The organism is Streptomyces xantholiticus, from assembly GCF_014651015.1.
Taxonomy (GTDB): domain Bacteria; phylum Actinomycetota; class Actinomycetes; order Streptomycetales; family Streptomycetaceae; genus Streptomyces; species Streptomyces xantholiticus.
Genome location: NZ_BMWB01000007.1, coordinates 109,465 through 134,518, shown reverse-complemented (window position 1 = coordinate 134,518; position 25,054 = coordinate 109,465). Strand labels below are relative to the sequence as shown.

Below are 25,054 nucleotides of genomic sequence, written 5' to 3'. Positions count from 1 at the left end.
CCACTGCCGCACCCGCCCTCCATACACCCCCGCTGGAAGCACTGGGCGGAAGCGGTGCACGAGACCAAGTCCGTAGTCTTGTCGCCGAGTTCGAGTCGATTCTCGAGCCTGTCCACTCGATCATGTGACGATATGACTTCCGGCTCGTTGAATCCTCGTATAAGGGCGGGGTGACTTGACCGGTCCGCACCGGACACGCGGCGGCAGGACGACCTGTGGCCGCTAGGCGCGTGTGAGGCTCAGGGCGAATGGCTCATCGATGGGCCCCGAAGCCAGGGAGCGAAGGGCCCGTCCACGGCCCGCTCTAGCGGGGCCGGGGAAGGTCAAGCTTCTGCCGCAGCTCCGCCAACCCTTGTGAGCGTTGCTCGTCGCGGCTGTCCTCGACATGCGTGTAGAGCGCGAGTATCAGCCTGCGGCCACGCTCGTACCGTTCGTCGCTCCAGGTCTTCAGGCGCTCCAGTCCCGCGTGCACCGGTCCGAATTCCGCAGGGAACAGATGGAAGCCGACGTCAACGAGCGCGGGACGGCTGACCTGCTGGAAGTACAGGCCGGACTCGAAGGGCTCCCGCACCACCGTGCCCTCATCCACGCCGCTGCTTTCCATCTGGTCGTCGACCAGGTCCAGGCTGAACGCCTCGCCTGCCAGCAGCTCCCCGAACCGGAGGGCGACCCAGGGGTGCAGGCCCTCACTCCCTGCCCTGGCTGGGTGGGACTTGCTGTGCGCGTCCTGGAGCACCTGGCCTGCCTGGTCCTTTTCGTCCTGCCCAATGAGGATGTGCCCTTCAAGGTAACCCGCATAGCCTGCGAACAGGAGGTCGCACCATTGTCGTGCGTGCCTCAGCGGCTCAAGGGCCGCGGCCGGGTCGCCGCTGTGGAGCAGGAGGCTGCCGAGCAGAAGGTTGGCGAGGTCCCCGATCTCCGTGTCCTGGTAGAGGTTGACGGCCTGCTCGAATCCGTTCCGGGCCGTGTCCAGGTCGCCGGTGAGTTGGGCCGCGAGGCTCCGCAGGAGCACTCGGTCGGAGTCCGCGGACACATACGACTGGAAAACCGGCGCGAGTATCACGGCAGCCAAGGGGCCCAGCCACGGGTCCTCTCCCGCGGCCACCTGCTCCAGCCATGTCCGGCAGGAGCCGTCGAGCCCGTTCTCGCCGAGTTCGATGCCTGCCAGCGCCATGGCCGCATGTCCGGACACCGCGGTGCGTCCGACGCCGGCGATCGTGGTCAGCAGGGCCCGCGCTTGCGGGGCATCATCCGCCCGGAACGCCGCCAGCCCGCGTTCGACCTCGTCCGGCACCGGGCTCAGGAGGTCAGCGGGAATCGGAAGGGCCATTCCATTGGAGTCCAGCAGGGATTGATCGCTCATGGCATTGCTTTCTCGTGAAGGTATTTCGTGCAAGCGTGCCACGCGCGTCTGACATTTGATCATGACGAACGTGGCCCCGTGGATCATGGAGTTCTCTACGCTTCACGATCCACGAGGGTGCCGTGTTCGTCCCGCCATTCGCATCGCCGCTCCGCATCACTCGGTACCCCGTCTCGATGAGCTCGGCAGCTACGGCGTCCCCGAGCAAGTCCGCAGTCTGGTCGACGCATCGGAGTCCATCTCTGATCCGCGTGGCGCATGCGGGGTGCGCTACCGGCTGTCCTCGCTGTTGGCCCTGTTGGTCTGCGCGATGACGACGGCGGGCCACGACTCGATCACCGCGGCGGCCGAGTGGTGCCACCGGGCCGCGCCCGAGGAACTGGCCGCGTTCGATCTGCCCTACCACCCCCTCCTTGGCCGCTACCGCGCCCCGAGCGAAAAGACACTGCGCGGCGTCCTGGGCCGGCTCGATCCGGCCGTGGCGTCGGCGGCGGCGGCTGGGCGAGGACCACCGCGACACCTTGGACTCTGCCCACAGCCTGGCCATCACCCTGAACAATCTGGACCACCACGTCGAGGCACGCGCCCTGCACGAGGACACCCTGGAGCGGCGTCGACGGCTGCTGGGCGAGGACCACCCCGACACCCTCACCTCAGCCCGCGACCTCGCGTCGTGTTGAAACTTGGGACGCCTGAACGTGCAGCAGTAATTGGAAGCGGGGAGGTAGACCGAGGGCGGTGTAGCGGCTTTGGGCGGGAGCTGTCATGGGGCGAGAGATCATAGCCCTTGCGCTGGCCTCGAATCGGGCTGGCTTCTCGCCTGTGCTTGCCGTCGCGGCTCAGCACGTGGTCCGGAACCGTCGCATCAGCGGTGAGAGTGGCACAACGCGCACAGCCTTCATGGGGCGTTCCGAGAGCATGATCACGGCCCTGAGACGGCCCAGTGCATTTCCGACGGCCCTCAACGGCGGTGAAGCTGCTGGTCGCGGCCATATACAGCGCAAGCGCCGGGACTTCGTCTACTTCTACCCGATCTACACGGGCACGCCGATCCCCATGGACGACTGGCGCAACCGGATGTGGCTCGACACCTGGGTGTAGCCGGGATCCAGACGGGCCCGACACCGCTCGGTGTCGGGCCCGTCAGCGGTCGGACGACTGGTTGCAGCAACCGTCGGCGGACGGAGCACGTCAGCCGGGTGAGACACCACACTACCGAGGCGTACGGGCCGAGCTTTCGGTGCTGCCTGCCGAATGACGGTGCGCTCCGGGGCGGGCCCTCGGCCCGCTCCGGACGGCTCGCCCAAGGTGCTACGCGGACCGCAGCGGGCGGGGCGGGCGGGAGCGGGCCACCAGGACGAACGTGACCGTGATCAGGAGCGCCCATGCGCCGAATTTCGCCACCGAGACCGGTTGCCAGCCCGCCAGTTGGTCCGGATAGGTCCAGGCGCCCGCGTAGGTGGAGATGTTCTCCGCGATCCACAGGAAGAAGCCGATCAGCACGAACGACAGGGCGAGCGGCATACGGTGATCCTGCTCACCCACCCTGAACCGCACCCGCGTGCCCGCGGTCGCGCACAGCAGCAGGGCCGCCAGTATCCAACGGGCGTCCGGCAGCCAGTGGTGGGTGAAGAAGTTCAGATAGACGGCGCCGGCCAGCACCGCCATGACGCGGGGTCGATAACCGCCCAGGCGCAGGTCGAACAGGTGCCAGGCGCGACAGACGTAGCTGCCCACCGCCGCGTACAGGAAGCCGCCGTACAGCGGGACGCCCGCGATCTTGGTCACCGCCTCCTCCGGGTAGCTCCACGAGCCCATCCGCACTTTGACCAGTTCGAAGACCAGCCCGATCAGATGACATACGGCGATCACCGCGGTGTCCCGGGGGCTGTCCCAGCCCAGCTTTCTCGCGAGGACCGCCAGGGCCAAGCCGTAGATCAGCAGCAGGTCGTAGCGGGCGACCGGGAGCTCCGGCAGCAGAGCGGAGACCGCGATGCCGCCGATCAGCGCCACCGCGAAGGCGCAGCAGCGCGCCTCGAGCAGCGTGAAGCGGAGCAGCTGGCGTGTCCGGTGCGAGAGGGTTCCCATGGGTGCAGGGACGCCGCCCGGCCCGTGCCCGGTTCGCGTCCCGGTCCCATAAAGACCACGGACGCCGACACCCCTGTCCCGTAGAGTGCCAAATGACTCACGCCTTTGAACACGTTCAAAGGCGTGCACTCTGGGGAGGGGGCTGCGGTCATGCGCAGTGGAGCAAAGGTCGCCGTCGTCGGCGGCGTCTTCGCGGTCGTCGCAACCGGCGTCGGCTACGGGGGCTACAACCTGTACACCGGACTGACCGGCTCGGGTGGCGGCGGTGTGAGCACCAAGGCCGGATCGGCTCAGAAGAAGACGGGACCGCCCAGCGCGGACGAGATCGAGCAGACCGCGAAGAACTTCCTCGCCGCATGGGCCGAGGGCAGGGGCCTCGAAGCGGCCCGGCTGACGAACAACGAGGCCGAGGCCGAGCCGCTGCTGACCGGGTTCAGCGACAAGGCGCACGTCACGGGGGCCGTCATCAAGCCCGGACGGGCGGCGGGCGCCACCGTGCCGTTCACGGTCGAGGCGACCGTGTCGTACCAGGGGGAGAGCAAGCCCTGGTCGTACGCCTCCTCGCTGACCGTGGTGCGCGGGCTGACGACCGGGAAGGCGCTGGTGGACTGGCAGCCGTCCGTCGTCCACCCGAAGCTCTCCGAGGGCACCTCGCTGGTGACGTCACAGGCGTCGGCCCCGCAGATCAAGGCCGTCGACGACAACGGTGTCGAGTTGACGAGGGAGAAGTACCCCTCGCTCGGCCCGGTCCTGGACCAGCTGCGCAAGAAGTACGGCAACGAGGTGGGCGGCACCCCCGGCATCGAGCTGGCGATCACGTCCGCGGCGCCGGACGTGCCCGACCGGACGCTGCTCACGCTGACGGAGGGGAAGGCGGGGACGCTGCGCACCACCCTCGACGCCGGTGTGCAGGCCGCCGCGGAGAAGGCGGTGCGGAACTACGCCGCCGCGTCGGTCGTCGCGATCCAGCCCAGTACCGGCGAGATCAAGGCGGTCGCCGACGCCGAGGCCGGGGAGTTCAACACGGCGCTGCAGGGCGCCCAGGCACCCGGCTCGACGATGAAGATCGTGACGGCGGCGATGATGCTGGACAAGGGCCTGGTGAACGGGCCGAACTCACCGGTCGAGTGCCCGTCGACGGTGACCTGGGAGCGGGAGTTCCACAACCTCGAGGACTTCTCCATCCCCGGGGCGACGCTTCAACAGGCCTTCGCGCGCTCCTGCAACACCACCTTCATCAAGCCGGTCAAACCGCTCGGCGCGGGCGCGGGCACGGCGCTCGGCGACACCGCCCGCAAGTACTTCGGCATCGGTCTCGACTGGCAGACGGGTGTTGTCACCTTCGACGGCAAGGTGCCGGAGTCGGCGGGCGCGGAGACCGCCGCCTCATACATCGGCCAGGGGCAGATCCAGATGAACGCGCTCAACGTCGCGTCCATCGCCGCGACCGTGAAGGGCGGCGGGTTCAAGCAGCCCGTCATCGTCCCGCAGGGCCTGGACAATCGTGAACTGGCCAGGGCCACGCCGCTGCCGGACTCGATCGCCGGGTCGCTGCGGCAGATGATGAACGCGGCCGCCACGAGCGGCACGGCAACCCGGGCCATGGCTTCGGTCAGCGGGAGCAAGGGCGCGAAGACCGGCTCGGCCGAGGTCGACGGTCAGGGCGACTCCAACAGCTGGTTCACCGGGTACGCCGACGACCTGGCCGCGGCTGCGGTCGTGCAGGCCGGCGGGCACGGCGGCGACGCGGCGGGACAGGCGGTCGCACGGGTGCTGAACGCACGCTGAACCAACGGCCGAAACCGTTCGCATGGCCCCTACAGCTACCGCTAGCGTGCGGGCCATGAGCACTCACGACACCGCCGGCACCCATCCCCGTTTCGCCGAAGCCCTGCGCGAACTCGGCCTCGACGTCCCCGTACGCCGCTTCCCGGACGCCACGCGGACCGCCGCGCAGGCGGCGGAGGCGATCGGCTGCGACGTGAGCGAGATCGTCAAGTCGCTGATCTTCGCGGCCTGGGGGCACCCCCAGGCCGAAGGCTCTCGGGGTGTGCCGGTGCTGGTGCTGATGGACGGCGCCTCGAGGGTGGACGTGGAGCGCGTGCGGCAGGAGCTCGGCGCCGAGGCCGTGAAGCGCGCGGACGCCGACCTGGTGCGGGAGACGACGGGGTACGCGATCGGTGGCGTACCGCCGTTCGGCCACCGGACCCGCACCCGGGTGCTGGCCGACCGGGGACTGCTCGACCACGACGTGGTCTGGGCGGCGGCCGGGACCCCGCACACCGTTTTCCCGCTCGACCCGAAGTCCCTGATCGCCCACGCGGGCGGCACCCTGGTGGACGTCCGCGAGCGCACCGCGTGACGCCTCTGGTCACCGGGGCGGTCCTCGCGGCGGCGGTGACCCACGCCGGCTGGAACGCCCTCGCCCACCGGATCAAGGACCGGCTGGTCGTCTTCACGCTGATCGTCGGGGGCGCGTCGGTCATCGGTGGGCTGATGGCTCCGTTCGTGCCGGTACCGGCCGCCGCTGCCTGGCCGTATCTGATCGGGTCCGCGTTGCTGCACGTGGGCTACCACGCGCTGCTGCTGCGGTCGTTCAGCCTCGGGGACTTCGGCCAGGTGTATCCGATCGCCCGCGGCACGGCCCCGCTGGTGGTGACTCTCGCCGCCGCCGTGTTCGTCGACGAGCGCGTCGGCGGCTGGCAGTTGACCGGTGTGGTGGTCGCCTCCGCCGGGCTGGTGGGGCTCGCCGTGTGGGGCGTCCTTCCGATCCGCCGCGGCACCGGCGAGCGCCGCACCGGTGAGGTTGCGCGGCCGCACTGGCCGGCGGTGCTCGCCGCGCTCGCGACGGGCCTGTCGATCTCCGCGTACACCGTCGTCGACGGGGTGGGTGTGCGGGCCGCCGGAACCGCGGGCGGCTACGTCGCCTGGCTGATGATCCTGGAGGGCATACCGCTGGTCCTCTACGCGATATGCGTGCGCCGGTCCGCGCTGTGGCCGCAACTGCGGCCGTACGCAGGGCGCGGGCTGCTCGGCGCGGTGATGGCGGTCACCGCGTACGGCCTGGTGCTCTGGGCGCAGACGCGTGCGCCGCTCGCCCCGATCGCGGCGCTGCGCGAGTCGTCGATCATCGTGGGCGCGGCGATCGGGGCGCTGTTCTTCAAGGAACGCTTCGGCGGCCCGAGGATCGCGGCGGCCATCCTGATGGTGGCCGGCATCGGCCTGATGCTCACGACCGCCTGACGCCGCACGGCGACGGTGTCCGGTGTCGACCACTCGCCGCGTAAGACGGGTTGTCCTGCGCTGCTTCCATGGCTGACACCATCACGATCCGAAGTGATTAGGAGACCGAGCACGCATTGGCGGTTCTCACCCACGACGGCAGTTCTCGCTCGGCGGCCATCCGGCAGGCCGTGCTGGAAGCCGCCCTGCGCAAGGAGCGGGCTGCCGCCATGCGGCGCGCGGTTCTGCGCATGCCACTGGGCGAGCCGGACGGCATCGACGTCGCCGCCGAGATCTCCCGTGGTCGCGAGGAAGAGCGCTGATGATCTACCTCGACTCCGCCGCTGTCGTGAAGCTCGTCCACGCGGAATCAGAGTCGCAGGCCCTTCGTGACTGGCTCGACGAGCGAGCCGAGATCAGCTGGACCAGTTCCGTCCTGGTGGAGGTCGAGACCTCCCGCGCCCCTGGCTCGCCATGCCCCGCAGGCCGTGGCGCGTCTGCATCCCGTCTTGGACCTGATCGGCCTGATCGACCTGGACGCAGGCGTCCGCATCCTGGCACAGACCATCAAGCCGACCACCGTACGCAGTCCGGATGCCATCCACTTGGCCACAGCGCTGCGGGTACGGACACAGCTCACCTCGTTCGTCACCTATGACGAACGTCTGGCCGACGCGGCGCGGGAGGCCGGGCTCGGCGTGGACGCCCCCGCCTGACGACGCCTGCCGCTCAGCGGTGGAAATGCCGCGCCCCGCCCGTGATCCATGCGCCGTAGCCGTCGAAACGTCTCATAGGGCCGAACGTACCGCCCTGATCAGCGCCTGGGCACGCGGATCGGCGGTCACGCCCTTGCGCATGCCGTTCGTCGTGTAGCCGAGCGCGATGCCCGACTCGGGGTCGGCGAAACCGAGGGAGCCGCCGCGGCCGGGGTGGCCGAAGGAGCCGGGGCCGAGCAGCGGCGACACCGGGCCGTGCAGCATGAACCCGAGTCCGAAGCGGGTGGGTACGACCAGGACCCTGTCCCGCCCGGCGGACTCCTCGGTGCGGGCGAGGGTGAGCGTGGCCGGGGCGAAGAGCCGGGGCCCGCCGTCGACCTCGCCGATGGTCGCGGCGTAGAAACGGGCGAGGGCCCGTGCCGTGGATATGCCGCCCGAGGCGGGGAGTTCGGCTGCACGGTAGGCCGGGTCGTTCTCGTCGGGGAGCGGGTCGATGGCCTCGAAGGCGCGGCGGGTCAGGGACATGGGGTCGCGGTACGCCTCTGCCACGGAACGTTTGGGCCGCAGCTTGAGACCGCCGCCCTCCGCGGTCGGCGGCTCCGCTATCTGCCCGAGCCGGCCGACCCGGTGGGCCTCGTCCCCGGGCAGCCCTATCCACAGGTCGAGGCCGAGGGGGCGGGCGATCTCCTCGGCGACCCAGCGGCCGAGGGTGCGGCCGGTGACACGGCGTACGAGTTCGCCGAGGAGCCAGCCGTAGGTCTGCGCGTGGTAGCCGTGCTCGGTGCCGGGTTCCCACACGGGGGCCTGTGCGGCCAGCGCGGCCGGTCCGCTGACACCGTCCCCGGCCTCCGCCGGGGTGATCGGGCGGTCCAGCACCGGCAGGCCGACCCGGTGCGAGAGCAGGTGGCGCACGAGGGCCCGTTCCTTGCCGGCCGCCTTGAACTCCGGCCAGTACGTGCCGACCGGCGCGTCCAGGTCGATCTGACCGCGCTGGTGGAGCAGCAGGACGACTGCCGCGGCGACGCCCTTGGTGGCCGAGCGGACGATCTGTGCGGTGTCGACCGCCCACGGCTCGTGCCCGTCGACGTCCCGAGTGCCCGCCCACAGGTCGACGACCTTGCGCCCGTCACGGTAGACGGCGACGGCCGCCCCGCGCTCGCCGCGCTGCTCGAAGCCCCGCGCGAAGGCGTGCGCGACCGCCTCGAAGCCGTCCGCCACCGTGCCCCGGACGTCCACCACGTCTGCTCCTCCGCTGCGATCCATCCCCCCATGGTGCAACGTGGTGCAGACCGGTCTGCTCGCGGGGCGGGACGGGCACGGTCAGCTGAGAACGATGGAGACGTCGATGTTGTCGCGGGTGGCGTTGGAGTACGGGCAGACCTGGTGGGCGGCGGCCACCAGCCGCGAGGCGAGGTCCTGGTCGACGAGCGGCAGCGAGACGTTGAGGGCGACCGCGAGGCCGTAACCACGCGCCTTGTTGGGTCCGATGCCGACCTTGGCGGCGACGGTGGAGCCGGTGAGGTCGAGGCCCGCACGGCGGCCGACGAGCACCAGGGCGTTGTGGAAGCAGGAGCTGTAGCCGGCGGCGAAGAGCTGCTCCGGGTTGGTGCCGCGGCCGTCGCCGCCGAGTGCGGGCGGCATGGCGACGCGTAGTTCGATCTGGCCGTCGTGACTTGTCACATAGCCGTCGCGGCCGCCGTGGGCAGTTGCCTCCGCCACATACATGATCTTGGTCGGGCGGGTGTCGGTCGTGCCGAAGGTGTCCACCTGTTCGGTCATGCTGCGCCCCCGGGGTGCGTGCGCCGGATGGTCCGCATCGCGTGAGCCGGCGCGTGATTTCGTCGCGGATTGCGAAATTTACATCGCGCACAATGTATCGGTGCAGCGAACCTCTTGTTACTCCGGGGTAGCCTTCGCGGCCGTCTCCGCCAGACGGTGGAGGTCGGCGCGGAGGCGGGCGATCTCCGCCCCCTCCATGCCGGTGCTCACCAGCAACTGCGCAGGCACCTTCCCGGCCCGTTCGCGCAGCGCCTCCCCCTCGTCCGTGAGTACCAGCCGCACCGAGCGCTCGTCGGCCGCGGAACGCTCCCGCCGCACCAGCCCCGCCGCCTCGAGCCGCTTGAGCAGCGGGGAGACCGTGCCGTAGTCGAGCCGCAACGCGGAGCCCAGCTCCTTGACCGGGATCTCGCCGCGCTCCCACAGCACCAGCATCGTCAGGTACTGCGGATAGGTCAGGCCGAGCTCGGCGAGCAGCGGCCGATAGGCGGCCGTGACCGCCCGCTGGGCCGCGTACAGCGCGAAGCACAGCTGATCGTCGAGCAGCAGCGACATCGGCGTCGCCCCGCTCCGGTCCTCATGTCCGTGCTCCGTGTTCACGCGCCTATTGTCACGGACCTCGGGTCGAAGCCGAAGGGCAGCTCCAGACGGTGCGTCCGCATGAGTTCGTCGTCGCCCAGCAGCGCCTGCGTGGTACCGTCCGCCGCGATCACGCCGCCGCTGAGGATCACCGCCCTCGGGCACAGCTCCAGCGCGTACGGCAGGTCGTGCGTGACCATCAGCACGGTGACGTCCAACGAGCGCAGGACGTCGGCCAGTTCGCGGCGCGAGGCGGGGTCCAGGTTCGACGAGGGCTCGTCGAGCACCAGGATCTCCGGCTCCATCGCCAGCACGGTCGCGACCGCGACCCGGCGGCGCTGCCCGAACGAGAGGTGGTGCGGGGGCCGGTCGGCGAAGTCCGCCATGCCGACCCTGTCCAGCGCGGTCATGACGCGGGCCTCCAGTTCGGCGCCGCGCATCCCGGCCGACGCCGGGCCGAAGGCCACGTCCTCCCGGACAGTCGGCATGAACAGCTGGTCGTCCGGGTCCTGGAAGACGATGCCGACGCGGCGGCGGATCTCCGCGAGATTCCTGCGGTCGACCGGCAGCCCGGCCACGGCGACGGAGCCGACACCGCCGGTCAGGATGCCGTTGAGATGCAGCACGAGCGTGGTCTTGCCCGCGCCGTTGGGTCCGAGGAGAGCGACCCGTTCGCCGCGCCCGACAGTCAGATCGACGCCGAACAGCGCCTGGTGGCCGTCGGGGTAGGCGTACGCGAGTCCGCGTACGTTCAGCGAAGGACTCACGGCGTCCGAAGCAGTCATAGCGTCCATCCCAGCAGACAGACCGCGAGCGCGGTCACGGGCAGTACGGCGGCGGCCGACCACTGGGCACGGGTCGCCCGCACCTCGTCGAGGACCGGCATCGTCCCCGTGTAGCCACGGCTCACCATCGCGAGGTGCACCCGCTCGCCGCGCTCGTAGGAGCGGATGAACAGGGCGCCGGCTGACTTGCCGAGTACGCCCCAGTGGCGAACTCCGCGCGCCTCGAAGCCGCGCGAGCGGCGGGCGATCGACATCCGGCGCATCTCGTCGGCGATGACGTCGCCGTAGCGGAGCATGAAGGAGGCGATCTGGACCAGCAGCGACGGCAGGCGCAGCCGCTGCAGGCCGAGGAGCAGCGACCGCAGCTCGGTGGTCGAGGCGAGGATCACGGAGGCGGCGACGCCGAGTGTCCCCTTGGCGAGGATGTTCCACGCGCCCCACAGTCCGGGGACGGAGAGCGAGATCCCCACTACCTCGGTGTGCTCGCCGGGCACCACGAAGGGCATCAGCACCGCGAAGGCCACGAACGGGATCTCGATCAGCAGCCGCTTCAACAGGAAGCCCGCCGGGATGCGGGCCACCGCCGCGACCGCGCCGAGCAGCACCGCGTACAGACCGAAGGCCCAGACCGCCTCGCGCGGGGTGGAGACGACCACCAGCACGAAGCCGAGGACGGCGAGCAGCTTGCAGTGCGCCGGCAGCGCGTGCACCGGCGAGTGGCCGCCCCGGTAGAGCTTGTGAGCGTGTCCCGCACCCATGTCAGAACCGGCCCCGTCTCAGACGGAGCTCTGCGCGGGGGTGCGCTCGTCGCCGGCCGTGTCGCGGCGACGGCGCACCACGTAGAGGACGCCGCTGCCGACGGCCACCGTCGCGCCGACGCCGATCACGCCGGCGAGACCGCCGGAGAGCCGGGTGTTGTCGATGTCCTCGACGCCGTAGTCCGCGAGCGGGGAGCCGGCGGCCGCGTGCTCCTCGACCGACTTGTCGAAACCCTTGTCGGAGGCGACCTTCTCCAGCCCGTCGGGGCTGGCGGAGGCGTAGAAGGAGACGAAGCCGGCGAGGACGAGGCTGGTCACCAGGCCGCCCAGCCACAGTCGGCGCGGCGAGCGGGCGGCGAGAGGCGCCGGCTGGGCGGCGGGCGCGTCGACCAGCTCTCCCCCGACACGCAGCTTGAGCCGCGTCGTCAGGCCCCGGGCGCCGTACACGAGGTCGGGCCGTACGGCGATGACGGCGCCCACGGTCAGCATGGTGATCACGGCCTCGCCGATGCCGATGAGGACATGGACCCCGACCATCGCGGTGAGGACCGAGCCGACGGGGACCTCCGTGAGCCCGCCGATCGCGTAGACGAGGGTGAAGGCGGCGGCCGACGCGGGCACGGACACCAGCGCGGCGACGAAGGAGGCGGCTGTCACCGAGCGTCGGGTGCGGGGCAGGACCTTGACCAGGCCGCGGAAGAGCCCGTATGCGACGAGGACGGTGACGACGCCCATGACGGTGATGTTGACGCCGAGCGCGGTGAGGCCGCCGTCGGCGAAGAGGATGCCCTGCATCAGCAGCACGACCGCCATGCAGAGCACCCCGGTGAACGGCCCGACGAGGATGGCGGCCAGCGCCCCGCCGAGCAGATGCCCGCTGGTGCCGGCCGCGACGGGGAAGTTGAGCATCTGAACGGCGAAGACGAATGCGGCGACCAGGCCGGCGAGCGGCGCCGTGCGGTCCGCGCCGGGCAGCTGGGACGGTGTTCCGCCCAGCTCACGGCGGGCCCCACGAAGGCTGACGGCGACCGCGCCGGCGGCGGCGACCCCGGCGGCCACAGAGACGGGTGCATTGATGAATCCGTCGGGGACATGCATGGAGAGCTCCGCTTCGGACAGACGAACAACTGGTCAATGATAGTGCCCTACTGCAAATGACTTGCAAGTGCGTATGGGTCACATATGAGCACGCGACTGCAGACGGAGCGTCCCGCGCAAAATATGGGACATTAGAGACAAAGTGGACGAGTGTGAGGAGCTTGCCGATGTCGCACGCCGTCAAGGAGCAAGCCAGTGGGCGGATCGTCACCGACGCCCCTCAGCACCGACCAGTACGTGTGTTCCTGAGTTACGACCCGAACGAGGATCCCGGCGCAGTCCGCTTCGGGTTCCCCAGCGGCCGGGAGTGGACCTTCCCCCGCGAGCTCCTGGAGTCGGGGTTGCGCGCGCCCGCACGGGACGGGGACGTCGGCATCTGGCCGTGCGGCCGGGTCCAGGCGGTCATCGAGTTCCACACCACCGACGGCGTCGCGGTGGTCCAGTTCGACGCGAAAACGCTGATGAGGTTCCTGCGGCACACCTACGGGGTGGTGACCCCGGCGCTCTGAAGCACCCCGGAACCGGCCCGAAGACGGTTCCGGAGACACGAAGGTGGCCGTGTGCGCCGGCTCCATGGCCGGCGCACACGGCCACCTGTCCCGCGTGACGGCGCCCGTGCCCACGGTGCCGCCACGGACGCCGGGGATCCGCTCTCGGGGTCGGCGCGGACGGGCCGCGCCGACCGCGCCCCCGGGGTCGCGGGAAGTCAGACGCGGACCAGTTCGCGGTCCCCGTCCGGGTCGCCCGGGCTCCGGGCGAGCTCCTTCCGCAGCTTCTCGCCCTCCACGTCGACATCGGGCAGCGCCCGGTCGAGCCAGCGCGGCAGCCACCACGCCTTGTGGCCCAGCAGCGCGAGCACCGCGGGCACGATCGCCATGCGGACCACGAACGCGTCGAAGAAGACGGCGATGGCGAGACCGAAGCCGATCATCTTGACCATCTGCTCGCTGGAGCCGATGAACCCGGCGAAGACTGCGATCATGATGACGGCCGCGGCGGTGACCACGCGGGCACCGTGCCGGAAGCCGGTGACGATCGCCTCGCCGGGCCGCTGGCCGTGGACGTACGCCTCCCTCATCCGGGTGACCAGGAAGACCTCGTAGTCCATGGCGAGACCGAAGACGACACCCACCATGAAGATCGGCATCATCGACATGATCGGGCCGGTCTGCTCGACACAGAACAGGGAGCCGAGCCAGCCCCACTGGAAGACGGCGACGACCGCGCCGAGCGCAGCGACGACCGACAGCAGGAAGCCGAGGGCGGCCTTGAGCGGCACCAGGACCGAGCGGAACACCACCATCAGCAGCAGGAAGGCGAGGCCGACCACGAGCGCCAGATAGGGCAGCAGCGCGTCGTTCATCTTCTGCGAGAAGTCGATGTTCATGGCAGTGGCGCCGGTGACGAGCACACCGTCGCCACTCTTGTCGCGGATGTCGCGGACCAGGTCCTCGGTCGCGCCCGAGGACGGTCGGTCCTCGGGGATCACCGTGATCATCGCGGTGTCGCCGGCCTTGTTGAGGGTCGGCGGGGTGACGGCGGCGGCGCCCTCGAGTCCCTTGATCACGTCGACCGTGCGGTCCGCGGCGCTCTTGCCGCCGTCGACGACCACCATCAGCGGACCGTTGAAGCCGGGGCCGAAGCCGTCGGACAACAGGTCGTACGCCTTGCGCTGGGTGGTGCTCGTGGGCTGCGAGCCGTCGTCGGGCAGACCCATCTCCAGCGAGGCGGCCGGCACGGCCACGGCACCGAGGCCCAACACACCGACGAGCAGTACGGTCACCGGGCGGCGCAGCACGAAACGCGCCCAGCGGGTCCCGGCGTTCGGCTTGTCGGAGACGGGCTCGCCCTTGCGGGCCTTGCGGCCGAGGACGCGCTTGCCCGCGAAGCCGAGCAGCGCCGGGATCAGGGTGAGGGCGATCAGCACGGCGATGACGACGGTGCCGGCCGCGGCGAAGCCCATCTTGGTGAGCATCGGGATGTTGACGACGGCGAGGCCGACGAGGGCGATGACCACGGTCAGACCGGCGAAGACGACAGCGGAGCCCGCGGTGCCGACGGCCCGCCCGGCCGCCTCCTCGCGTTCCCGGCCCTCGGCCAGCTCGGCGCGGTAGCGCGAGACGATGAACAGCGCGTAGTCGATGCCGACGGCGAGGCCGATCATCATCGCGAGGGTCGAGGTGGTGGTGCCGAGGTCGAGGACGTTCGCCAGCGCGGTGATCGTGGAGATCCCGATACCCACGCCGATGATCGCGGTGAGCAGCGGCAGCCCGGCGGCGACCAGCGAACCGAAGGTGATGACGAGGACGACGCCCGCGACGATCACACCGATGATCTCGCCGGCTCCGCTCTCCGGCATCGCCTGCAGCGCGTCACCGCCGATCTCCACCGTCAGGCCCGCGTCGCGTGCCTCGGTGCCGGTCTCCTGGAGCGCCTCGCGCGTGCCGTCGGTCAGCTCCATCGAGCTGACCTTGTAGGTGACCGATATGTACGCGGTCGAGCCGTCCTTCGAGACGGCCCCGGCGATGTACGGGTCGGTGACGGAGGCGATCTGGTCGGAGCCGGCCTTCAGCTCGGAGACGGCCTTCTCCACCTCGGCCTTGTGGCCCGCTTCGGTCATCTTCTCGTCGTCGGGGGCCTTGAAGACGACCCGGGCGGTGGCGCCGTCGGCGCTGCCGCCGGGGAAGCGCTCCTCCAGCAGGTCGAAGGCCTTCTGGGCCTCCGTCCCCGGGATGGAGAAGGACGAGGAGGTGGCGGTGGACGCGGTGGCGGCGCCGACTCCCGCGATCGCCAGCAGCGCCACCCACAGCAGGGCGACGAGACGGCGGCGCCTGAAGGCGGACCGTCCGAGTTTGTAGAGAAACGTGGCCACGAGGGCTACTCCCGTTTGTGAGGGTGAACAGGGCATGGGGAGTCGGCCCGACGACGAGAGCGGCGCGCGTCAGGTGCTGTGCTGTGGTGCAGCGGGGAGAGGGCGACCCGGGGAGGTCAGACGCCGAGGGCGGGGAGGACCACGGCGTCGAGATAGTCGGTGAGGAAGGCTTGGTCGGGGGTGCGGTACTCGATCAGCTGCCGGGCGACGAAGGCGCCGACCAGCATGTGCGGCACATAACCCAGCGCGGGGTTGTCCGCACTGATCTCGCCCCGGTCCACGGCCCGCCGCAGCAGCGCGTCGAGTCCGGTGATCTCGGGCTCGATCAGCAGTTCGCGCAGGGCCTCGTGGAGATCGGGATGGGCGTGGATCGCCTGGGCCAGACCCCGCATCAGCGCGGAGTCCTTCTCCATCTGACAGTCGTCGGTGCGTCCGATCATGGTGTGGAAGTCACCGCGCAGCGTGCCGGTGTCGATGTCGCCGACATGCACCGGCTTGCCGTGCTTGAGCGCCGTGGCCACCAGCTCGGGCTTGCTCTTCCACTGGCGGTAGAGCGTGGCCTTGCTGGAGCGCGTACGGGCCGCCACGGCGTCCATGGTCAGGGCGTCGTAACCCACCTCGCGCAGCAGGTCGAGCACCGCTTCGTACAGCTGCGCCTCGCGCTCGGGGGTGAGCCGGCTGCGGGTCACGTCGGCCTCCCGGTCGCAGACGATCGAACGAAACTGTTTCGTACACCTCAAGGTTACTCCGGGCCGTCAGCGAAACGAAACCGTTTCGCTTGTGGCTTCGGTCACGGCATCAGCAGGCCGCATCGGCGGGCGGCCGGAACCCGACCGGCCGCCGAGTTGCCGCGCCCCCGTTGCGCGGAAAGCATTGGGGGGTGAGTGACGACGTCGGGTATCTCCGTTTTCCGCATCTGCACGAGGACCTGCTGTGCTTCGCCGCCGAGGACGACCTGTGGGTCGCGCCTCTCGTGCCGGAGGGGCAGCGGCCGGGCCGGGCGTGGCGGCTGACCGTGGACCGCACCAGAGTCGGCCACCCGCGCTTCTCCCCGGACGGCCGCCACATCGCCTACACGAACTGGCGCAGCCTCGACCCGGAGATCCACCTGGCACCCGTCGACGGCGGCCCCGCGCGCAGGCTCAGCTACTGGGGGTCGACCGACACCCGCGTCTGCGGCTGGACCCCCGACGGCCAGATCCTCGCCGTCTCCTCGCACGGCCAGCCGTTCTCGTACTTCTCCTGGGCCTACAGCGTCCCCACCGACGGCTCCCCCGGCGGCCGGCTCCCCTGGGGACCGGTCTCCGACATCGCCGTCACCGACGAGTCCGAGGGCCCCTCCCAGGCCGGCGGGACCGGATGCGAGCGGCGCACGCTGCTGCTCACCGGCAAGCCGCCGCACGAACCCGCCGCCTGGAAGCGCTACCGAGGCGGGGCGACAGGCCGGCTCTGGCTGCACGGGGAGCGGCTGCTCCCCGACCTGAACGGCCATCTCGACTGCCCGATGTTCATCCTCGGCAACGGCTCGGCCAGATGGTCGGAGGACGACGGACGCATCGCCTTCCTCTCCGACCACGAGGGCGTCGGCAATCTGTACTCCTGCCGCCCCGACGGCACCGATCTGCGGCGCCACACCGACCACGACTCCTTCTACGCCCGGCACGCCTCGAGCGACGGCCGCCGGGTCGTGTACCAGTGCGCCGGCGACCTGTGGATCGTCGAGGACATGACCTCGGCGGGTTCCGTGCCGCGCAAGCTGGCGGTACACCTCGGGGGGCCACGTGCCGGACGCCGTACGTACCAGGTACCGGCCGCCGGCAACGTCAACGCGATCTCGGTGGACGAGACCGGGCGGGCCAGCGCCGTCAACGTACGCGGCAGCCTGTACTGGCTCACCCACCGCGACGGACCCGCCCGCAGCATCGCCGACACCCCCGGTGTACGGGTGCGGCTGCCGGAGATGCTGGGCAGCGGCGGCCGGGTCGCCTACGTCACGGACGCGGAGGGCGAGGACGCGATCGAGGTCGCGTACCTGCCGCGCGCGACCGGGCCGCGCGAACCGCGCCGCCTGGCGGCGGGCAAGCTCGGGCGGGTGCTGGAGATGGTCGCCGACAACGAGGGCGAACGGATCGCCGTCGCGTCACACGACGGCCGGCTGCTGCTCGTCGACACCGCCGAGGCGGCGGACACGCCCGCGGGGGCCACGATGTGGCAGGAGTCCGAAGAGCCGCCCGAACCGGCGAAGACCGAGGAGCCGCCCGAACGGACCGAGGAGCCGCCGGCGTCTTCGGCGCCGTCGGACGAGGTCACCGAGCTGGTCCGTTCCGTGAACGGGCCCGTGCGGGACCTTTCCTTCTCCCCCGACGGGAACTGGCTGACCTGGTCCCAGCCCGGCATCGGGCGTTCGCTGCGGCAGATCAGGATGGCGAGGATCGCCGACCGCACGATCGTCGACGTCACCAACGGCCGTTTCGAGGACGAGAATCCGGTCTTCACCAGCGACGGCCGCTATCTCGCCTTCCTCTCGTGGCGCGGCTTCGACCCCGTCTACGACGTGCACACCGGCGACCTCTCCTTCCCCCTGGGCTGCCGTCCCTACCTGGTGCCGCTGTCGTCCGCGACGCCGTCGCCGTTCGCGCTGACACCGGAGGGCCGGCCGGCCGCCGGCGGACTCGATCCGCTGGAGGAGTCGCCCGACAGCACGGTCCTCGTGGAGATCGAGGGCCTGGAGAACCGGGTGACGCCGTTCCCCGTCGCCGCGTCCAAGTACTCGGCACTGCACCCGGTCGCCGGCGGCGGCCTCGTCTGGCTGCGCTGGCCCATCTCGGGCGCCCTGGGCGAGACGTTCGTCAATCCGGCCGACACCTCCGGCAGGCCCACCCTGGAGCACTTCGACATCTCCAAGGCCCGCAGGACCGAACTGGTCGACCATCTGGACTGGTTCTCGGTGAGCGGCGACGGCAGCCGTCTCGTCGTCGTCGACGAGGGCGACCTGCGTGCCGTGCCCGCCACCGAGACGGGCGACGGCGACTCCACCGTCTTTCTCGACATGCGCCGCATCCTGCACGAGGTGGACCCGGTGTCCGAGTGGCGGCAGGCCTACGGGGAGGCCGGCCGCATCATCCGGGACCACTTCTGGGAACCGGACATGTGCGGCATCGACTGGGAGGGGGTGCTGGAGCAGTACCGTCCACTGGTCGAACGGGTCGCCTCCCCCGACGAGTTCGCCGACCTGATGCGCGAGGTCCTCGGCGAGCTCGGCACCTCCCACGCGTACGTCACCGGGGCACGGCGCAACGAAGGACCGCCGCACTACCAGCGGGCCATGGGCCTGCTCGGCACCAACCTGGTGTGCCGGGACGGAAAATGGGTGGTCAAACGGATCCTGCCGGGCGACTCATCCGACTCCAAGGCCCGGTCCCCGCTCGCCGGTACGGGCATCAGGGAGGGCGCGGTACTCACCCATGTCGACGGCCGGCCCGTCGACCCGGTGGCGGGGCCGTACCCGATGCTCTCCGCGGCGGGCGGCACGACGGTCGAGCTGACGTTCCTGCCCCCGGAGGGCGAGGGCCACCCGCGCCGGATCGCGATCGTTCCGCTGATCGACGAGCGGCCGCTGCGCTACCAGGACTGGGTCGCCAAGCGGCGTGCCGTCGTACTGGAGTCGAGCGACGGCAAGTGCGGCTATCTGCACATCCCCGACATGGGCGGCTCGGGCTGGGCGCAGTTCAACCGCGATCTGCGCATGGAGGTCTCGCGGCCCGCGCTCATCGTGGACGTACGCGGCAACGCGGGCGGCCACATCAGCGAACTGGTCATCGAGAAGCTCACCCGCAAGATCCTGGGCTGGGACCTCACGCGCAACGCCGAGCCGGTCTCCTACACCTCCAACGCCCCGCGCGGTCCGGTGGTCGCCATCGCCGACGAGGCGACCTCGTCGGACGGGGACATGATCACGGCGGCGTTCAAGCTGCTGGGGCTGGGCCCGGTCGTGGGCACCCGCACCTGGGGCGGCGTGGTCGGCATGACGGGCCGCCACCGCCTGGGCGACGGCACGGTGATCACGGTCCCGATGAACGCGGCGTGGTTCGACGCGTACGGCTGGTCGATCGAGAACCACGGCGTCGAACCGGACCTGGACGCCCTGCGCACCCCGCTGGACTGGGCCGAGGGACGCCATGTGGGCCTCGACGACGCGATCCGGCTCGCGCTGGACATGCTGAAGGCGGCTCCGGCCGCCGTGCCGCCGGACTACTCCAAGGCGCCGAACCTGCGCCGGCCCCCGCTACCGCCGCGCTGAGAGCCGCTCAGGGGCGGGGCGGCGTCCGCAGGCGGCGGTCCATCGCCATGGACAGCTCCGCCTCGACGACGCTCTTCGCAAGCGGGCGCAGCTTCTCCAGTCCGCCGTCGGCGCCGTGTTCGGTCAACACACCGATGAACAGTTCGGCCAGGGCGTCCGCGTGCACCCTCACCTGGCGGCCCGTCTCCAGCACGGCCGCCAGCGGGACGCCTTCGCGCACCAGCGCGGCAGAGACGTCCAGCAGACGGCGGCTGATGTGGACGATCTGCTCGCCGTCGGTGGCCAGATAGCCGAGTTCGAGCGCGGTGGCCAGGTTCTCCGGGGTGACCTCGCCCTCGAAGTAGTCGGCGAGTGCTTCAGGGGTGAGGCGGACGGGCGTCTCCTCGGTCGGTTCGCCGAGGCCGAGGACCTCTCCGACGTCGCGTCCGCTCTCGAAGGCGGTGGCCAGGTCGGCGATGCCGTTGAGGGTGTGGCCACGCTCCAGCAGGGCGGCGATCGTGCGGAGCCTGGCCAGGTGATGGTCGTCGTACCAGGCGATCCTGCCCTCACGGCGCGGTGGCGGTATCAGCCCGCGCTCGCGGTAGAAGCGCAGGGTGCGCACCGTGATCCCGGCCTCCTTGGCCAATTCCTCCATGCGGTACTCGCGCGCTTCCGTCACACCGGAAGCCTATGTTGTACCGCCGGTAACTTGTCGCGCCCTACCCCTACCGCTCGGTATGGAGCTGCTCTACCCTCCCAACCATGCCAGTGATCGCTGGCAGCGTTTTTGGGTTCTGCACGGGACGTTCCAGCGGGAGGCGGCGGCATGGGCCAGCAGCAGCACGAACACGTACGGGTGGCGGTGATCGGATCCGGATTCGGTGGCCTCGGGGCGGCCGTCCGGCTGCGCCGCGAGGGAATCACCGACTTCGTCGTCCTGGAACGCGCGGACTCGGTCGGCGGCACGTGGCGGGACAACAGCTACCCGGGCTGCGCCTGTGATGTGCCCTCACACCTGTACTCGTTCTCCTTCGCGCCCAACCCGGACTGGCCCCGCACCTTCTCCGGCCAGGAACACATCCGCGCCTACCTGGAGCATGTGACGGACACCTTCCGGCTCCGCCCGCACCTGCGGCTGAAGCACGAGGTGCTGATGATGCGCTGGGACACCGACGCGCTGCGCTGGGAGATCGAGACCTCCCGGGGCACGCTCACCGCGGATGTCGTCGTCTCGGCGACCGGGCCGCTGTCCGACCCGAAGACGCCCGATGTCCCGGGACTCGCCGACTTCCCCGGCAAGGTCTTCCACTCGGCCCGCTGGGACCACGACCACGACCTGCGAGGCAAGCGCGTCGCGATGATCGGCACGGGCGCGTCCGCGATCCAGATCGTGCCCTCGATCCAGCCGGAGGTCGGCAGGCTCACCCTCTTCCAGCGCACTCCTGCGTGGGTGATGCCGCGCGTCGACCGGAAGATCTCCGGGGCGGAGCGCTGGCTGCACCGGCAACTGCCGATCACCGGGACGGCGCGGCGGGGACTGCTCTGGGGCATCAGGGAGCTGCAGGTCCAAGCCTTCACCAAGCGGCCGAACGAGCTCGGCCTCGTCGAGCGGATCGCCAAGGCGAATATGCACAAGGCCATCAAGGACCCGGCACTGCGGGCCAAGCTGACGCCCTCGTACCGCATCGGCTGCAAGCGCATCCTGCTCTCCAGCACCTACTACCCGGCGCTCGCACAGCCCAATGTGGACGTCGTCGCCTCCGGTCTCAAGGAAGTGCGCGGCTCCACGGTGGTCGCGGCGGACGGCACGCAGACCGAGGCCGACGTGATCATCTTCGGCACGGGCTTCCGTGTCACCGACATGCCGATCGCCGAGCGGGTCGTCGGCGCGGAGGGCACCACGCTCGCCGAGGTGTGGAAGGACGGCATGGAGTCGCTGCGGGGCGCGACCGCGGCCGGCTTCCCCAACTGGATGACGATCATCGGTCCGAACACCGGGCTCGGGAACTCCTCCATGATCCTGATGATCGAGTCCCAGCTGAACTACATGGCCGACTACATGCGGCAGTTGAACCTCCTCGGCGAGGGCTCCGCCCTCGCGGCCCGCCCGTCCTCCGTCCACGCGTGGAACCGCCGTGTGCAGGAGCGGATGAAGCGGACCGTGTGGAACACCGGCGGCTGCACCAGCTGGTACCTGGACGCGAGCGGCCGCAACACCACCATCTGGCCGGGCACCACGACCGAGTTCCGCAGCGCGACGCGGCACGTGGACCTCTCCGAGTACGAAGTGATCAGGGCCGCCCGCAGGAAGCCGGTCGCCGAGATCGTCACCCAGGACACGGAGGCCGTCGTATGAGCCTGCCCCGGAGCCTCCGGCCCGCAAGGCACTTCCGGCCGCGCCGCCAGGACGCCCCGCCCGTCGCCGACCGCGAACTGACCGCGGTCTCCGCCGACGGAGCGCGCATCCACATCGAGGTGCACGGCCCCGAAGGCGCGCCCCCGGTCGTGCTGGCCCACGGCTGGACCTGCTCCACCCTCTTCTGGGCCGCGCAGATACGGGACCTGGCGGCGGACCACCGCGTCGTCGTCTACGACCAGCGCGGTCACGGCCGCACACCGGCCGGGGCAGTCGGCACCGAGAAGCTCGCCGACGACCTGGAGGCCGTGCTCGCAGCCGTACTGGCCCCGGGCGAGAAGGCCGTCCTCGCGGGCCACTCCATGGGCGGCATGACCATGATGGCCGCGTCCGGGCGGGCCGGCTTCCGTCAGCACGCGGCCGCGGTGCTGCTGTGCAGCACGGGCAGCGCACGCCTCGTGGACGAGTCCCTGGTGCTGCCGATGCGGGCCGGGCGGCTGCGGACGAGGCTGACGCATCTGATCCTGGGGGCCCGCGCCCCGCTCGGCCCCGTCACGCCGGTGTCCCGCCGCATCCTCAAGTACGCGACCATGGGCGCTGCGTCCGCGCCGGAGCGGGTCGACGAATGCGCCCGCATCGTGCACGCCTGCCCGCGGGCAGTGCGGGTGGCCTGGTCGCACGTCCTCGGCGGGCTCGACCTGGACGAGGGGGTAAGGGAGCTGGGTGTGCCCGCAGTCGTGCTCGGCGGCACGGCCGACCGGCTCACGCCGATCGTGCACGCCAAGCGGCTGGCCGCCGAACTCCCGCAGTGCCTCGAGCTGGTGGAGCTGGCCGGGATGGGCCACATGACACCGGTGGAGGCCCCGGAGGCCGTCAGCACCAAGATCCGCGAGCTGGTCGTTGCGTACCTGGACGTGAAGGAGGAGGCCGCATGAGCAGGGTGAGCCTTGAGGGACAGGTCGTGGTCGTCACGGGCGCGGCGCGCGGCGTCGGCGGGCTGCTGGCGCGCAAGCTCTCCGCGCGCGGTGCGAAGGTGGCGCTCGTCGGCCTGGAGCCCGACGAGCTGAAGAAGGTCGCTGCCCGGCTGCACACCGAGGCCGACCAATGGCACGCCGACGTCACCGACCACGAGGCGATGGCGCGGGTGGCGCAGGAGGTCAAGGAGCGCTTCGGCAAGGTCGACATCGTCGTCGCGAACGCCGGCGTGGCGTCCGGCGGGCCGTTCGTGCACTCCGACCCGGTCTCCTGGCGGCGCGTGATCGAGGTCAACCTGATCGGAAGTGCCGTGACCGGACGGGCGTTTCTGCCCGCACTGCTGGAGAGTCGCGGCTACTTCCTGCAGATCGCGTCGCTCGCCGCGATCACCCCCGCGCCGATGATGTCCGCGTACTGCGCGTCCAAGTCGGGTGTGGAGGCGTTCGCGCACTGCCTGCGGGGGGAGGTCGGCCACCGCGGTGTGCGGGTCGGCGTCGGTTATCTGTCCTGGACCGACACCGACATGGTGCGCGGCGCCGACCAGGACGACGTGATGCGGGAGCTGCGGCAGCGGCTGCCGTGGCCGTCGAACCGCACGTACCCGCTGGGTCCCGCGGTGGACCGGATCGTGGCGGGCATCGAACGCCGTTCCGCGCATGTCTACGGGCAGTGGTGGCTGCGCGGGATGCAGTCGATCCGCGGCTACCTCCCGTCGGTCATCGGGACGGTGGGACAGCGCGAGATGCGCCGTTTCGAGCCCCGTCTCGGCTCGGTCCCGAGGGGCCTCGTAGGGGCCGGTGGGGCCGCTGACGAGGCCGTACGCACGGAGAGCCACTGAGCGTCACTGATCGAAATGCGTGCTTTGTCGGTGCGTGCCAGGCTGGTCGCAGCCTCGGAGGCATGACTGCTTCCGACCCCCCACACCCCCTTAGGAGTGACATCTCATGGGCATCTCAGACCAGTTCAAGGACAAGGCCAACGAGCTCGCGGACCAGGCGAAGCAGAAGTCCGGCAAGGCAGACCCCCAGCAGCGCGCGCGCCGCGCCCGGGAGGAGGCCTCCGAGCGGACGCAGGGCCGCGAGCAGCAGGGCGGCCGGTCCAGGGAGTCCATGCGGGAGCGTGGCGAGGACCCGACGCGCGAGCGTGGCGAGGACCCGATGCGCGAGCGCCGCGACAGGCTCGAGGACTACGACGTCTGACGAGACGGCGTAGGCCCTGCGGCTCTGCGGACGAAGGGCGCACCCGCCCACAGCGGGTGCGCCTTTGCTGTGCTCGGCCACCAACTCACTTTCGGGCGGCCTCAGTTCTCGTAGACCGCTGTCACGGGCGCGTGGTCCGACCACCGTTCGCCGTGCGTCGCCGCCCGTTCCACCCACGACTTCACCGCTCGCCGCGCCAGACCGGCCGTCGCCACCTGGTAGTCGATGCGCCAGCCCGTGTCGTTGTCGAAGGCGCGGCCGCGGTAGGACCACCACGTGTACGGGCCCTCCTGGTCGGGGTGGAGGGCGCGGACCACGTCGACGTACTCCGCCTCGTCGAAGACGCGGCCGAGCCACTCCCGTTCCTCGGGCAGGAACCCGGAGTTCTTCCTGTTGCCCTTCCAGTTCCTGAGGTCGGCCTCACGGTGCGCGATGTTCCAGTCACCGCAGACGACGACCTCCCGGCCGTCCGCCGCCGCGCGACACCGCAACTCCTTCAGATACGGCAGGAACTCGCCCATGAAGCGCATCTTCTCGTCCTGCCGCTCCGTGCCGACCTCGCCGGACGGCAGATACAGGCTGGCGACCGTGACTCCCGGCAGGTCGGCCTCGACATACCGGCCGCTGCCGTCGAACTCGCTCGAGCCGAACCCGATCCGCACCGCGTCGGGTTCCCGCCTCGTGTAGAGGGAGACGCCCGCTCGGCCCTTGGCCGCTGCGGGGGCGTGCACCGTGAACCAGCCGTCGGGCTCCCGCACCTCGGCCGGCAGCTGGTCGGCGGTGGCGCGTACCTCCTGGAGGCAGATCGCGTCGGCGGCGGTCGTGGCCAGCCACTCGGCGAAGCCCTTCTTCGCGGCGGCACGGAGACCGTTCACATTCACGGAGGTCACGGTGAGCAAGACATGGTCCAAGGGTTCAGGAGCGGCGTGAGCCCGCCGACGCGCCGGCGGAGGTCACGGTGAGCATCCCGGCACGATACCGGCCGGGA

The 25,054-nt window shown here is 70.7% G+C and carries 25 protein-coding genes and 1 pseudogene; 14 read left to right on the top strand and 12 right to left on the bottom strand.

Annotated features, from left to right (window positions below; translation table 11 throughout):
• Positions 1-304 precede the first annotated feature (304 nt).
• Positions 305-1,363 carry a tetratricopeptide repeat protein gene (locus tag IE198_RS14045; protein WP_189886329.1) on the bottom strand — a complete coding sequence of 353 codons (1,059 nt, stop codon included), beginning with the start codon at positions 1,361-1,363 and terminating at the stop codon, positions 305-307.
• Between the two features lie 136 nt (positions 1,364-1,499).
• Between IE198_RS14045 and IE198_RS14040 the strand changes: the two are divergent.
• From IE198_RS14040 to IE198_RS14030, 3 genes and pseudogenes are all read left to right on the top strand, one after another.
• Positions 1,500-1,860: pseudogene (locus IE198_RS14040) on the top strand (transposase family protein); the annotation flags it as partial.
• A 24-nt stretch (positions 1,861-1,884) separates the two neighbouring features.
• Positions 1,885-2,043 carry a tetratricopeptide repeat protein gene (locus IE198_RS35185; protein ID WP_229833917.1) on the top strand — a complete coding sequence of 53 codons (159 nt, stop codon included), beginning with the start codon at positions 1,885-1,887 and terminating at the stop codon, positions 2,041-2,043.
• Positions 2,044-2,263: 220 nt separating this feature from the next.
• Positions 2,264-2,464, top strand: coding sequence for a hypothetical protein (locus IE198_RS14030; RefSeq protein WP_189886559.1), 201 nt, complete (start codon positions 2,264-2,266; stop codon positions 2,462-2,464).
• A gap of 210 nt (positions 2,465-2,674) precedes the next feature.
• Here IE198_RS14030 and IE198_RS14025 read toward each other — a convergent pair whose 3' ends face one another.
• On the bottom strand, positions 2,675-3,451 hold the full coding sequence (locus IE198_RS14025) for a DUF817 domain-containing protein (protein ID WP_189886327.1): 777 nt from the start codon (positions 3,449-3,451) through the stop codon (positions 2,675-2,677).
• 150 nt (positions 3,452-3,601) lie between these two features.
• Between IE198_RS14025 and IE198_RS14020 the strand changes: the two genes are divergently transcribed.
• From IE198_RS14020 to IE198_RS35180, 5 genes are all read left to right on the top strand, one after another.
• Positions 3,602-5,239 carry a penicillin-binding transpeptidase domain-containing protein gene (locus IE198_RS14020; protein ID WP_189886325.1) on the top strand — a complete coding sequence of 546 codons (1,638 nt, stop codon included), beginning with the start codon at positions 3,602-3,604 and terminating at the stop codon, positions 5,237-5,239.
• Positions 5,240-5,294: 55 nt separating this feature from the next.
• Positions 5,295-5,813, top strand: coding sequence for a YbaK/EbsC family protein (locus tag IE198_RS14015; protein ID WP_189886323.1), 519 nt, complete (start codon positions 5,295-5,297; stop codon positions 5,811-5,813).
• The gene (locus IE198_RS14010) at positions 5,810-6,694 is read left to right on the top strand and encodes an EamA family transporter (protein ID WP_189886321.1); all 885 of its coding nucleotides are present in this window, start codon (positions 5,810-5,812) and stop codon (positions 6,692-6,694) included. The genes IE198_RS14015 and IE198_RS14010 overlap by 4 nt, the downstream gene beginning before the upstream one ends.
• A 116-nt stretch (positions 6,695-6,810) precedes the next feature.
• Positions 6,811-6,996, top strand: coding sequence for a hypothetical protein (locus IE198_RS14005; RefSeq protein ID WP_229833915.1), 186 nt, complete (start codon positions 6,811-6,813; stop codon positions 6,994-6,996).
• A gap of 66 nt (positions 6,997-7,062) precedes the next feature.
• Positions 7,063-7,389: a PIN domain-containing protein gene (locus IE198_RS35180; protein ID WP_308426806.1), complete on the top strand. Its 327-nt coding sequence runs from the start codon at positions 7,063-7,065 to the stop codon at positions 7,387-7,389.
• A 72-nt stretch (positions 7,390-7,461) separates the two neighbouring features.
• Here IE198_RS35180 and IE198_RS13995 read toward each other — a convergent pair whose 3' ends face one another.
• The 6 genes from IE198_RS13995 to IE198_RS13970 form a co-directional block, all read right to left on the bottom strand.
• On the bottom strand, positions 7,462-8,652 hold the full coding sequence (locus IE198_RS13995; RefSeq protein WP_189886319.1) for a serine hydrolase domain-containing protein: 1,191 nt from the start codon (positions 8,650-8,652) through the stop codon (positions 7,462-7,464).
• A gap of 57 nt (positions 8,653-8,709) precedes the next feature.
• Positions 8,710-9,168, bottom strand: coding sequence for an organic hydroperoxide resistance protein (locus IE198_RS13990; RefSeq protein ID WP_189886317.1), 459 nt, complete (start codon positions 9,166-9,168; stop codon positions 8,710-8,712).
• 117 nt (positions 9,169-9,285) lie between these two features.
• Complete coding sequence (locus tag IE198_RS13985) at positions 9,286-9,720, bottom strand: MarR family winged helix-turn-helix transcriptional regulator (protein ID WP_189886541.1); 435 nt, start codon at positions 9,718-9,720, stop codon at positions 9,286-9,288.
• A gap of 41 nt (positions 9,721-9,761) precedes the next feature.
• Complete coding sequence (locus tag IE198_RS13980) at positions 9,762-10,529, bottom strand: energy-coupling factor ABC transporter ATP-binding protein (RefSeq protein ID WP_189886315.1); 768 nt, start codon at positions 10,527-10,529, stop codon at positions 9,762-9,764.
• Complete coding sequence (gene cbiQ, locus IE198_RS13975; RefSeq protein ID WP_189886313.1) at positions 10,526-11,287, bottom strand: cobalt ECF transporter T component CbiQ; 762 nt, start codon at positions 11,285-11,287, stop codon at positions 10,526-10,528. Before cbiQ ends, IE198_RS13980 begins: the two co-directional genes overlap by 4 nt.
• Positions 11,288-11,305: 18 nt before the next feature.
• The gene (locus IE198_RS13970; protein ID WP_189886311.1) at positions 11,306-12,385 is read right to left on the bottom strand and encodes an energy-coupling factor ABC transporter permease; all 1,080 of its coding nucleotides are present in this window, start codon (positions 12,383-12,385) and stop codon (positions 11,306-11,308) included.
• 167 nt (positions 12,386-12,552) lie between these two features.
• On the opposite strand from IE198_RS13970, the gene IE198_RS13965 reads away from it, so the two are divergent.
• Entirely contained in the window at positions 12,553-12,894 is a 342-nt protein-coding gene (locus IE198_RS13965; RefSeq protein WP_189886309.1) for an SsgA family sporulation/cell division regulator, read from the top strand.
• A gap of 197 nt (positions 12,895-13,091) precedes the next feature.
• Here IE198_RS13965 and IE198_RS13960 read toward each other — a convergent pair whose 3' ends face one another.
• Both IE198_RS13960 and IE198_RS13955 read right to left on the bottom strand, forming a co-directional pair.
• Positions 13,092-15,257 (bottom strand): MMPL family transporter, encoded by a 2,166-nt coding sequence (locus IE198_RS13960; protein ID WP_189886307.1) that lies wholly within the window; start codon positions 15,255-15,257, stop codon positions 13,092-13,094.
• 116 nt (positions 15,258-15,373) lie between these two features.
• Complete coding sequence (locus IE198_RS13955) at positions 15,374-15,946, bottom strand: TetR/AcrR family transcriptional regulator (RefSeq protein ID WP_189886305.1); 573 nt, start codon at positions 15,944-15,946, stop codon at positions 15,374-15,376.
• Positions 15,947-16,137: 191 nt separating this feature from the next.
• Here IE198_RS13955 and IE198_RS13950 point away from each other — a divergent pair, with 191 nt between their 5' ends.
• Complete coding sequence (locus tag IE198_RS13950) at positions 16,138-19,557, top strand: S41 family peptidase (protein ID WP_189886303.1); 3,420 nt, start codon at positions 16,138-16,140, stop codon at positions 19,555-19,557.
• Between the two features lie 7 nt (positions 19,558-19,564).
• Here IE198_RS13950 and IE198_RS13945 read toward each other — a convergent pair whose 3' ends face one another.
• The gene (locus IE198_RS13945; RefSeq protein ID WP_189886539.1) at positions 19,565-20,191 is read right to left on the bottom strand and encodes a MerR family transcriptional regulator; all 627 of its coding nucleotides are present in this window, start codon (positions 20,189-20,191) and stop codon (positions 19,565-19,567) included.
• A gap of 171 nt (positions 20,192-20,362) precedes the next feature.
• Between IE198_RS13945 and IE198_RS13940 the strand changes: the two genes are divergently transcribed.
• The 4 genes from IE198_RS13940 to IE198_RS13925 all read left to right on the top strand — a co-directional run bounded on the left by IE198_RS13940 (position 20,363) and on the right by IE198_RS13925 (position 24,066).
• The gene (locus IE198_RS13940) at positions 20,363-21,892 is read left to right on the top strand and encodes a flavin-containing monooxygenase (RefSeq protein ID WP_189886301.1); all 1,530 of its coding nucleotides are present in this window, start codon (positions 20,363-20,365) and stop codon (positions 21,890-21,892) included.
• On the top strand, positions 21,889-22,827 hold the full coding sequence (locus IE198_RS13935) for an alpha/beta fold hydrolase (protein ID WP_189886299.1): 939 nt from the start codon (positions 21,889-21,891) through the stop codon (positions 22,825-22,827). The genes IE198_RS13940 and IE198_RS13935 overlap by 4 nt, the downstream gene beginning before the upstream one ends.
• Complete coding sequence (locus IE198_RS13930; RefSeq protein ID WP_189886297.1) at positions 22,824-23,705, top strand: SDR family oxidoreductase; 882 nt, start codon at positions 22,824-22,826, stop codon at positions 23,703-23,705. The genes IE198_RS13935 and IE198_RS13930 overlap by 4 nt, the downstream gene beginning before the upstream one ends.
• Before the next feature lie 106 nt (positions 23,706-23,811).
• On the top strand, positions 23,812-24,066 hold the full coding sequence (locus tag IE198_RS13925; RefSeq protein WP_189886295.1) for a hypothetical protein: 255 nt from the start codon (positions 23,812-23,814) through the stop codon (positions 24,064-24,066).
• Positions 24,067-24,167: 101 nt separating this feature from the next.
• On the opposite strand, the gene IE198_RS13920 is transcribed toward IE198_RS13925, so the two are convergent.
• Entirely contained in the window at positions 24,168-24,965 is a 798-nt protein-coding gene (locus IE198_RS13920) for an exodeoxyribonuclease III (protein ID WP_189886537.1), read from the bottom strand.
• Between the last annotated feature and the right edge of the window lie 89 nt (positions 24,966-25,054).

What these genes read in the sequence shown, in the direction of transcription:
- IE198_RS14045 (WP_189886329.1), bottom strand. Translation starts at nt 1,363, where the DNA reads ATGAGCGATCAATCCCTGCTGGACTCCAATGGAATGGCCCTTCCGATT.
- IE198_RS14030 (WP_189886559.1), top strand. Translation starts at nt 2,264, where the DNA reads ATGGGGCGTTCCGAGAGCATGATCACGGCCCTGAGACGGCCCAGTGCA.
- IE198_RS14025 (WP_189886327.1), bottom strand. Translation starts at nt 3,451, where the DNA reads ATGGGAACCCTCTCGCACCGGACACGCCAGCTGCTCCGCTTCACGCTG.
- IE198_RS14020 (WP_189886325.1), top strand. Translation starts at nt 3,602, where the DNA reads ATGCGCAGTGGAGCAAAGGTCGCCGTCGTCGGCGGCGTCTTCGCGGTC.
- IE198_RS14015 (WP_189886323.1), top strand. Translation starts at nt 5,295, where the DNA reads ATGAGCACTCACGACACCGCCGGCACCCATCCCCGTTTCGCCGAAGCC.
- IE198_RS13995 (WP_189886319.1), bottom strand. Translation starts at nt 8,652, where the DNA reads ATGGATCGCAGCGGAGGAGCAGACGTGGTGGACGTCCGGGGCACGGTG.
- IE198_RS13990 (WP_189886317.1), bottom strand. Translation starts at nt 9,168, where the DNA reads ATGACCGAACAGGTGGACACCTTCGGCACGACCGACACCCGCCCGACC.
- IE198_RS13985 (WP_189886541.1), bottom strand. Translation starts at nt 9,720, where the DNA reads ATGTCGCTGCTGCTCGACGATCAGCTGTGCTTCGCGCTGTACGCGGCC.
- IE198_RS13980 (WP_189886315.1), bottom strand. Translation starts at nt 10,529, where the DNA reads ATGACTGCTTCGGACGCCGTGAGTCCTTCGCTGAACGTACGCGGACTC.
- cbiQ (WP_189886313.1), bottom strand. Translation starts at nt 11,287, where the DNA reads ATGGGTGCGGGACACGCTCACAAGCTCTACCGGGGCGGCCACTCGCCG.
- IE198_RS13970 (WP_189886311.1), bottom strand. Translation starts at nt 12,385, where the DNA reads ATGCATGTCCCCGACGGATTCATCAATGCACCCGTCTCTGTGGCCGCC.
- IE198_RS13965 (WP_189886309.1), top strand. Translation starts at nt 12,553, where the DNA reads ATGTCGCACGCCGTCAAGGAGCAAGCCAGTGGGCGGATCGTCACCGAC.
- IE198_RS13945 (WP_189886539.1), bottom strand. Translation starts at nt 20,191, where the DNA reads ATGGAGGAATTGGCCAAGGAGGCCGGGATCACGGTGCGCACCCTGCGC.
- IE198_RS13940 (WP_189886301.1), top strand. Translation starts at nt 20,363, where the DNA reads ATGGGCCAGCAGCAGCACGAACACGTACGGGTGGCGGTGATCGGATCC.
- IE198_RS13935 (WP_189886299.1), top strand. Translation starts at nt 21,889, where the DNA reads ATGAGCCTGCCCCGGAGCCTCCGGCCCGCAAGGCACTTCCGGCCGCGC.
- IE198_RS13930 (WP_189886297.1), top strand. Translation starts at nt 22,824, where the DNA reads ATGAGCAGGGTGAGCCTTGAGGGACAGGTCGTGGTCGTCACGGGCGCG.
- IE198_RS13925 (WP_189886295.1), top strand. Translation starts at nt 23,812, where the DNA reads ATGGGCATCTCAGACCAGTTCAAGGACAAGGCCAACGAGCTCGCGGAC.